This window comes from Halalkalibacter lacteus (genome assembly GCF_036663595.1).
GTDB classification, from domain to species: Bacteria; Bacillota; Bacilli; order Bacillales; family Bacillaceae_D; genus Halalkalibacter; species Halalkalibacter lacteus.
Map to the genome: position 1 here is coordinate 1 of NZ_JAWRVL010000057.1, position 9362 is coordinate 9362.

Sequence of the window (9362 nt, forward strand, 5' to 3'; positions counted from 1 at the left end):
CCTTTAAAGTTTATTAACTAAATTCCACCATACAAAATATGGAAAGGGGGAGTTTCCCTTGTTGTAGATCTGATCGCATGACTTTTCCCCCTGTTCTTCATATATAAATATTATCATTGGTAGAACATAAAAAACCACTTTTTTCCAAAACGAACTTTATTTTAAAGTTTCAAAAACTCCTTTTCTTATTACACAATCTGGCCCTTTAGTGGAGTAACTTTATTGCCACACAACAGTTCCTTAATCCACCTTACAGTTCAGATCTTCTTTTCACTTCTCACTATAAAAACACCCCTTTTGATAAACAGATCCAAAAGGAGCAAAACATCGCAACTTTTTTATAAACGTCGCGACTTTATTCAAAACATCTTGTCTTTTTTATAAACACCGTGACTTTATTTAAAAGCGACATTTGGTAACGTGACCCCTAATTGGTGAGGGTGTATTGTTTTATCTATACCAGCTCAATTTCGATATTCGTTTAATAACATACCTCATCTGGGAAATGATCCTACAGTGAGGAATTCTCTCCGTCACAAATATGGCTCGGTCTTGATCTGTTCGCTCTTGAATTCCCTATTATGGTTTTATCAAAGTAATATAAAAAAGAAGCTTCAGCACTCTGCTGAAGCTTCTCAAGATTATTTTTTAAACTTCTCTGGAAACTGCTTCAAAACTCCCTCAGATATAGCATCTGCCATTAAGATTATATGTGTAACCCCTTCATCAATCGCAACAATTCTTGCATCCCATTCTTTTTCTAAGCTTGCTAATAAGTCATCTGTTACCAATTCTAAATGCATATACAGCAATTTTTTTAAATCTTCATTTTTTAAATTTGGGTTGGCGCCACTAAGGAACGCCGCTAGATCATCAGCATTTCTATACCATTCTTTGTTTAGCTGAGCCACCATGTCTTCGTTTCCATTTTTAGCGGCATCTACGATTTTGCCAGCAATAACAATATGTTCCTTAAGTAAATCCGTAAGTTTGTTCCCTGCTTCCTCTCCGTATACCGGCTTCACAGCATTTCCTATATCCTCCTGATTTTTCAGAAGTCTTGATAGCACTTGCTCTTGATCCTCCGCTCCTGCTGTTGTTGCACTTGTAATATAATTACTTGTCCACAATACATGATCAATCCAAAGTCTCCTGAATTCATTTTTGAACTTCACCTCTGATTGACTAATACATTGTTCCGGTGGTTTAGCATTAACACTAATTGTCCCAGGTAGCATGTTTTGCATAAATACTAAAATTAATGCCATAAACAAAAATTTTTTCATCAAATCTACTCCTTCCAAAATAACAAGTTCCTTTCTATTATTGTTTTAATGAATTTTTTCATTCGTCAAAGTCACTTTATTAGAAGGAATAATTATATGAAATTTATTTTACTATTAGCAATCTTAATGGGTTGTTCAAATATTATTTAGAGGTTAGTTTTGGAAATTTCTTTTTTCCAGAACTTGAAACCGTAATAATCGGCAATTATGAATTAAGCTTCCCTGTTTATTGCAAACATCAAAATACTTTTATTAAGCATAAAAAATATGCAGAAGATGTAGGCATATATATTCGGCAATAACTTTACTTCTTATTCAATAAACGGGTAGCGTTTCGTTCAACAAGACATAGTAATTAAGATCTTCAGCAATCGGGCGCGTTTCTGTAAAAAGCAGGAACGCTTTTTTACTCCCATGCAATTTCAATAAGATCCTCCATTTAATTCTAAAATAATTAATAAACTAGATGCTGTATTTTACCAGTAGTAATTAACCGTGTAGAAATTTATGCTAAACATATAAAAAGATCTAAATGTGGAGGGGTCAAAACATAGTGAATCAAAAGTTTGGCGTAACTGAAAATCTATTTCCTAGCTTATTAAAGATTGTCATTGCTGCTGCTTTTATCGATACTTTATTTTCTTCCGTTTTCTTCTTAACGAATCTTCCCAAGGGCTTCAATGTTTTTATAGGTAGTGTTTTTGTAAGTATGTTCATCGGATCATTTTTGTTGTACCTTCTGATGTGGATTCCTCTAGCTTTAATCATCGAAAAAATGATAGGAAATCACTTTAAAGCACACTATAGCATTAAAAGTCTTTTCATTTATTGTCTTAGTGGCTCGATTACAATAGTTCTAATCAATAGTTTATTTTATTTAAAAAATAGCGATTTTCTCTCGTTACTGCTAGACAGTTTCATTACTGGATCACTAACTGCGATTGTTTTTTATCATACAATGGTTTATTTTCAATTAACTTATGATAAAGGGGCTAAGGGCGAGTTTAAGAAAGTTGGAGTTTCTTTTCTTCTTTTTTCCCTAGTTGCTTTAGCTGTTCATACTATTTATTCTGAGGAAACTGATTGGGAACTTCATGTGCCTACTATAGAGTACGTTAAGTCTGTTGAAGAAGCTCGTGAAATGGTATCCTTCTCCTTTAAAACACCATCTTATCTACCTAAAAGTACTGTTTTAAAAATGGTAACTGTTGAGGAAGTTGGAAATGCTCAGACGATTATTGGAATGAACTATGATAATGAAATTCTTGAGAATGAGGCCAACGCGTTATACATTGAAGTGACGAATAATGAAGTTATAGCTAAATTGCAAGGGGATTATGAAAGCAAAGAGGAAATTTCTATGAATGACACTCCAGCAATACTAGGTCGTAATCATGTAATGACGGAAAACGGAAAACTCCAGACTTCACTCTATTTAACTTGGGTGGATGAAGGAATTGGATATTATATATACAGCAATATGTTAGATGAAGAAGAACTTTTGCATTTAGCTAAGTCATTTAAATAAACAGAGAGTAAAGCCTTTTATGCTTTCTACGCATATTTGATCTGATTCTAGAAGGAGTTAATACTAAGTATGTTTTACCGGAAATATCCGTTTGGCTTGCCTTGATAGCTACAATTGCCTTTTTTATTTTCTCGTTTTGGTGGATGAATAGGTAAGGTCCTAAATAAGATAATGTTTAATAAAATTATAAACCATTATAACTTTAATTAATAATATCTTTTAGTCTGATACCTTTTTCTCTTCGAATAACAGGTAGCGATTGCTGAATAAAGAATAATCGCCTTTTCTTATTGAAGTAAGGGAGCATTACTTCAATAACAATCTTCCGCAATCGGGCGCTTTTGTTGAATAAACAAAATGATAAAAGGCTGAAAATATGCAAGTTTTTATTCATTTTTTGCATATTTTCGGCTTTTTTCTATTCAAAAAACATACTGCCATAAACAGCATTTTTTAAATGCCACCAACAGAAATGCCTCTTAAAATGGTCGGCAGGCTGCGTATAGGCGCGACCTGGCTAGCTCTACCAAAGTATATTTTGATTATTCATGATCTTACGTATTTTATGTTTTTTCTTACAGTACAGGTAATCGACTAAAACGTGTCTAAATTGTGTCTAAACGTACAATTTTTCACTTTTGGTAACGTGACCCCTAAAGGCTGAAAGTCAAGCTAAAGCTTGATAGTCCGGCTAAAACTAACATTCCATGCAACATAATAGTACCATATAAATTTTAATCGCGATCAGATAATAATCTACACACTATTTCTTGTGTTTCTCCCTTGCTATACTTAACAATAAAATCAATCAGAAGTATTTCTAATACCCTTTCTAACGTGAAGTGGTGATTAGGGAATACCTGTGCTATATCTGAAAGCATCACTTCTCCTCTTAGTGCATCCTTCCTTTTCATTTTAGAATAGAAGACCTCGACCTCATCATCTACTGGAGGTTTTCTTACTGGATAAAGAGGCATTTCCTCTATGTTCTTTTCATCATATTTTTTCAACCTCACATTAGGCGTTCCTTGGTCGTATTCAAGAAGAAGTTGATAGGTTGCTTTTATGTCTTGTTTTCTTCTCACGAAATCAAGGAAGTCTTCCCATAACATCTCAACAAGGTTCCCTAATTTAAAACGAGTTTCTGTTAGTTCATAAACATCTTCACACAACACCTGGGCTCTAAAATAGATATCTCTTGGTACCATTAACCGTAACTCTGTGTTCATGGGTATGAAGATCCGCGTCATAAAACTTGATGGCTTTAACTCTTGGCCAATAAGATTACGTTCACTATATGCCCTCAAAGATGATTTCCCCTCTCTCGAGTCGCAATGACTGCTTAAAAATTCGGTGCGCTACCTTCCGCATACTTCTCCAACCCCATAACGCTGCATAATAAGCAATTTGTTCTTCTAGAAAAGCGTTCACCTTCACGTGGACCGTATCTTCAAGATTTCGATATTCCACTTCCTCAAATTCTCTATTTCTTGATAAAGACGACTTTAAAAGTTGAGTGCAATAGTCCGTTTCTGATTCTTTTCTCTCGATCGATGCTCTGATAATAAATAATTTTTCTTCTTTGGTAACAGGAATTTTTATATCCCGTTTTTTATCAGAACGAGTTCTCCTAGAGACGTCTTTCTTTTGTTTGTTTAACATAGGATTTAACCGCACCTTACTCCCCACCCTCATTTTTTATAAATTCCCTCCCTTAGCCTTGGGTAACTCGGTATCTAGGTAACGTGGTAAGAATTTTCCTAGATAGAGAAGAGGGACGTCACCTATTCCCATTGCCAACCTTAATAGATATCCCTCCACCAGGACTAAACACTTTTGGACTTGCTATTGGCTGTTCCTCCACTTTTCTATTTTCGAATCTAACCGATTTCTTTTGAACGGCCTTAGTCATTTGTCGAACTTCCATAGGTTCAACTACTTTTTGGTTTAACCAAAGTTCTTCATCCTCTTCGTTCCATAACGGAGACGGCAAAGACATCCCCCTTCTTATATAAGGTTCTATTATTCTAGAAAACTGTTCTGTGTGCCCAGCAATAAATAGCGCTGCTCTTATAATTTGACTGCGATCTAGATGGGTAGCATGAAAAACATTCTCAACATACTCTTTGTACACATCCTCATATCTCACCGTAGGTCTATACATATAAAACCCTCCTGACGTCTTGTTGACGTGTATTGACTCACACTGATACAACTTAGTATCACCATTCCATTTTATTAGCGTGACGCTCTCTTACGTCTTTGATAAAAGATATTTGATACCGCTTGTCCATTATTCCGATACTTTTTACAAAAATGTATGAAACTTCGAATTTCTGGACAGAAATGATGACAAAGGAGGAGATAATATTGTTTGGGTTAGGAAAAAAAAGAAGTCCTTTAGGTAAATGGCTTGATAAAAGAGGGATTTCACAGCAATGGCTTTCTAAGCAATCAAAAGTTAGCCGTTCTACTATAAGCGAGTTATGTAAATGCGAGCCAGACCATGAACCTACTCGAGTTACAATGAAAAAGGTCTTAAAAGCATTAAGGGAGATTGACCCTAATGTTAAAAGTGACGACTTCTGGGATATGTAAAAACCCACCTTATAAGAATTTAAGGTGGGTTTTTGCTACTCGTTAAAGTAGAGATTATCGGGCTTTATTGTTTTATTTTTTATTTAGTAGCTCTTCTCTTACGAAATTAGATAACCAACTCTGTACAAAAGAAAAGTTAATTGCGTCAGAGAGCGTTTCTTTTGATACGAGAATATACGTTCTTATATAATGTATTCAAAAAGGTGATCTTTTGAATGATATAGAGCGTAAAGTTAAACAAATTATACAAAACATACAAATTACAAAAGGGAGGAATCCAACTATAGAAGAATTAGTACAATGGACTGGAAGAGATAAGAAGGATTTACTTGCGATTTTGAGAAGACTTAACAAAATTTAAGTAAAGTAGGCGGTATTCAACGTCCGTTAATTTGCGTTTTAGACGGTTTTCAAAGCTTTTTACGACTTCTGCAAAATTTGGCTTCATAGAACAACACTCCTTTTCCATATACAATATCCAAAATTTTACAATTATCAATGAGATATAATATATTATCTGACATAAAAAATATAAGTGAACAACCTCCATGAACAAATCAAATAGCCGTGTAATGTGGCTTTGAAATAAAGTTACGATGTTTATGGGTGTTTTTGCGCATCCCCCGAAAAGGTGGATTAAGGGATCTTCCGAAAAACAAATCCCCGTTAAATAGAGAATGGGCGCTTCCTTATGCAAGAAAAGCGCCCTATACATAAAGAAAGACGCAATTCTCATTCCAGAAAAACGCCCGTTACTTTAATAAACAATAAGATACACAACAGAGTAAAAATTGTATAAAACTTGAATAAATACTCTATATCAATTTTTGTTATTAGCATCAATATTCTCCTGCATAATTCGTGCTATTTCTGCTGAATTATATTCATTACTCGTTTTTAAACCATTAACGAGGTTTTGTTGCCTTTCTATAGAGTGGTTTTGGTTTAACTTCCATTTCCCTTCAATCCTATTGATTGATATTTCAAGTCCAACTATACCGTTCATTAAGCCATCCATAAATTTACTATCAAATTGAGCATTCCATGGGTTAGGCATAGAAGCTTCATAAAAATCGACCGTCTTACTTAATAATTCAACCATTTCTTCTTTTTTGTCTATAATTCTAACCGTTCCATAGACATGGACAGCCACATAATTCCAAGTAGGTACTGTATTTCCTTCGTTATACCAAGTTGGTGAAATGTAAGCGTGTGGTCCAGAAAAAACTACTAGGACTTCTTTATTGTTTAAGTTTTCCCAGTGAGGGTTTAGTTTTGCCATATGACTAACTAAAATTCCACCTTCACCAACATTTTCATCAACCAAGAAAGGTAAATGTGTTGCTAATGGTCCATTTTCTACCTGTGAAAACAAAATCCCGAAACTGTTACTCTGGATGAAATCATATAATTTGTATTTATTACTAACTTCAAATGCTTTTGGAATGTACACAACTAATCCCCCACTTCTTCATTATTGGATAATTTTACACTTAAATGTATTTTTATTCAATAATTGGTGTGAATATATTGTATTTTTTTAATTGTGGTAAACTTCTTCTATAGTTCTTAAATATCCAGTTTATTAGAAGTCTTATTCCATTAAATGGCCCGATTGTTGAAGATCAAAGGCTGTTAAAGCTGGCTCGCACTTATCTAACTCTTGCTTAGTTACCATAAAATTCGTTAGTGGAAATTAAAACAGCCTTAGATCTTATCATTCCAAGGCTGTTAAATATACCATACTGTAACAGTAACTATCTTTTCTTAATCGCAACAATTCTAATTCGTTTATAATCAGCTTCCCATATACCATCTTTATATAAAGTTGATTGTATCTTATTTTTTATTTTTTCGTAAATAACTATTTTTTCTTCGTTAGAGAACTCAGGGAAAAAGTCATCCGCAAAACTATCTAACCAATGATTCAACCCCATTTCTCCATCAGTTAATAGGGTAGGTCTATCAAAATGATGAGCATATGATACTCTAAATCCGTACTGTTCAAGTATAGTACTATATTCCCCTATACTTGGAAAATACCAAGGGTTTCTTTCTGCTACATTCATTCCATATTCTTGAGAGAGTACCTCTGTTATTCCCCGAATAACGGTTTGAACATTTCCTTGTCCACCAAATTCAGCTACAAATCGACCACCTGGATGTAATGCTAGCTCAACCGATTCGACCACCTTGGTAGCTTGTTTCATCCAATGAAGGGCTGCATTCGAAAAAACAGCATCATACTTTTCATTTGTTCTAAATGTTTCTCCATTTGCAACAATGAATGGGATTTGAGGATACTTTTTACGTGCCTTCTCAATCATTTCTCCTGAGAAATCACTTCCCGTCACAATCGCACCCGACTTAGAAATTTCGTATGTAAGATCTCCCGTTCCACAACCCAAATCAAGTATTTTTTCTCCCTTTTGTGGTTGAAGTAGCTCAACTACTCCTTTGCCATAACTAGATACAAAGCTTAATTTATCATCGTACAAATCTGCATTCCAAACATTCACAGAACTCATATAATAACACTCCCTTAATTTTGAAATATTGTTATTTTCATAATAATCTATAAACATTTATTCGACTAAGATATATAATCTATTATAATGATAGCCGCAGGCTATGGAGGGATATTATGGACATGAGACTATTTGAGTATACATTAGAAATATATAAAACAAAGAGCTTTACAAAAGCTGCTTCCCATCTTCATATTGCACAGCCATCTTTAAGTAAACAAATTGCAAAATTGGAACAGGAACTCGGTGTATATTTGTTTAATCGAAAGCCTGGTACAGTAGAACCAACTCCCGATGGTTTATGTTTTGTAAAACAAGCTGAGAAGATCTTACAAATGCGTGATGATCTAAAACGTGAGATCCTTGAACGAAAAGAAGGAATAAGAGGTGAATTAAAGATTGGCTCAACAGCTATTACAGGAGGACATATTTTGCCTCCACTTCTTAAAATCTATAAAGAACAGTATCCAAATGTCTGCATTCAACTAATTGAAGAATCAACAGAAAGGCTATTAGATTTAACCGCGAAAGGATTAGTTGATATTTCTATACTGTCACTTCCCATAGAAGATTCTCGTTTAAATACGAAAACAATGCTTACTGAGCCCCTTTATCTTGTATTGCCAAAAGAACAAAAACAATGGATGCCTGAAAAATTAAAACAGATGATGTTTTCTCCTAAATTGATCAAACAAACTGCTTTACCTATTGAGGATTTTGCCAATTGTCCATTTATTTTATTGAAGCAAGGATACGGTTTTCGTCGTACAGTATTAGAATTATGTGCGAGAGGTAGATTTGAGCCACAGATTGCTTATGAAACAAGTAGCATTGAAACAGCTCAATCTCTTGTGGGACATGGTCTTGGTCTAACAGTAGTTCCTGAAATGATCGTTCACCGAAGTCCTCAGCAAACTTACTTTTCTTATATTGAATTAGATTCAAATCCTACTCGTACACTAGTGTTTACATATAACAAGGAACGCTATCTTAGTATGAATGCAAAAGCTTTAATAGAAATTTATGAAAAACAAAGCTAAATCAAAATATAAAACCCTTTTTCTGTTAGCTTTCATTAATCTTTGCTGTATAACATATACAAGTTCAGTTTACATTACCATTCCTAACGGAAGTTACCAACATAACCCCCTTGTGCGCAAAGGGGATCAACTTGTCATAATTTATTGTTTTTACAGGATTTTGCACATCGATGATAAATCAACGTTTACGTGCGCTCAAGCGCCTAATGGCTGTAAAAAAAGTGGGGTTTTATGCAGCTTCTTATTCCATTAAATGGCCCTTTTCATGAAGAAAGACGCTTTCCTTATTTCAGAAAAGCGCCCTTTCGTATTATAAGGTCATCCAGATTGTTATTTTTATCTGGTTGGCCTATTTTTTATAGGTTATTCTTTAGGTAGTCGG

Annotated in this window: 9 protein-coding genes; 3 read left to right on the top strand and 6 right to left on the bottom strand. The window is 34.3% G+C overall.

Translation table 11 applies throughout. The annotated features are described in order from the left end of the window. Window positions 1-641: 641 nt before the first annotated feature. Window positions 642-1286 carry a glycosyltransferase gene (locus SAZ04_RS21050; protein ID WP_332699265.1) on the bottom strand — a complete coding sequence of 215 codons (645 nt, stop codon included), beginning with the start codon at window positions 1284-1286 and terminating at the stop codon, window positions 642-644. 553 nt (window positions 1287-1839) lie between these two features. Between SAZ04_RS21050 and SAZ04_RS21055 the strand changes: the two genes are divergently transcribed. Then, window positions 1840-2814, top strand: coding sequence for a hypothetical protein (locus SAZ04_RS21055; RefSeq protein WP_332699268.1), 975 nt, complete (start codon window positions 1840-1842; stop codon window positions 2812-2814). A 734-nt stretch (window positions 2815-3548) separates the two neighbouring features. Here the strand turns inward: SAZ04_RS21055 and SAZ04_RS21060 are convergent. From SAZ04_RS21060 to SAZ04_RS21070, 3 genes are all read right to left on the bottom strand, one after another. Then, complete coding sequence (locus tag SAZ04_RS21060; protein ID WP_332699271.1) at window positions 3549-4121, bottom strand: hypothetical protein; 573 nt, start codon at window positions 4119-4121, stop codon at window positions 3549-3551. Next, a complete protein-coding gene (locus SAZ04_RS21065; protein ID WP_332699274.1) occupies window positions 4108-4491 on the bottom strand; it encodes a hypothetical protein in 384 nt (127 codons plus the stop codon). Before SAZ04_RS21065 ends, SAZ04_RS21060 begins: the two co-directional genes overlap by 14 nt. A gap of 103 nt (window positions 4492-4594) precedes the next feature. After that, the gene (locus SAZ04_RS21070) at window positions 4595-4978 is read right to left on the bottom strand and encodes a hypothetical protein (protein ID WP_332699276.1); all 384 of its coding nucleotides are present in this window, start codon (window positions 4976-4978) and stop codon (window positions 4595-4597) included. 206 nt (window positions 4979-5184) lie between these two features. On the opposite strand from SAZ04_RS21070, the gene SAZ04_RS21075 reads away from it, so the two are divergent. Beyond that, window positions 5185-5412, top strand: a complete 228-nt coding sequence (locus SAZ04_RS21075; protein ID WP_332699279.1) for a helix-turn-helix transcriptional regulator — start codon at window positions 5185-5187, stop codon at window positions 5410-5412. 820 nt (window positions 5413-6232) lie between these two features. Here SAZ04_RS21075 and SAZ04_RS21080 read toward each other — a convergent pair. Together SAZ04_RS21080 and SAZ04_RS21085 are read right to left on the bottom strand one after the other, a co-directional pair. Beyond that, window positions 6233-6865 carry an FMN-binding negative transcriptional regulator gene (locus SAZ04_RS21080; protein ID WP_332699282.1) on the bottom strand — a complete coding sequence of 211 codons (633 nt, stop codon included), beginning with the start codon at window positions 6863-6865 and terminating at the stop codon, window positions 6233-6235. 304 nt (window positions 6866-7169) lie between these two features. After that, the gene (locus SAZ04_RS21085) at window positions 7170-7940 is read right to left on the bottom strand and encodes a class I SAM-dependent methyltransferase (protein ID WP_332699285.1); all 771 of its coding nucleotides are present in this window, start codon (window positions 7938-7940) and stop codon (window positions 7170-7172) included. Window positions 7941-8056: 116 nt separating this feature from the next. Between SAZ04_RS21085 and SAZ04_RS21090 the strand changes: the two genes are divergently transcribed. Next, window positions 8057-8980, top strand: coding sequence for a LysR family transcriptional regulator (locus SAZ04_RS21090; RefSeq protein WP_332699288.1), 924 nt, complete (start codon window positions 8057-8059; stop codon window positions 8978-8980). Window positions 8981-9362 lie beyond the last annotated feature (382 nt).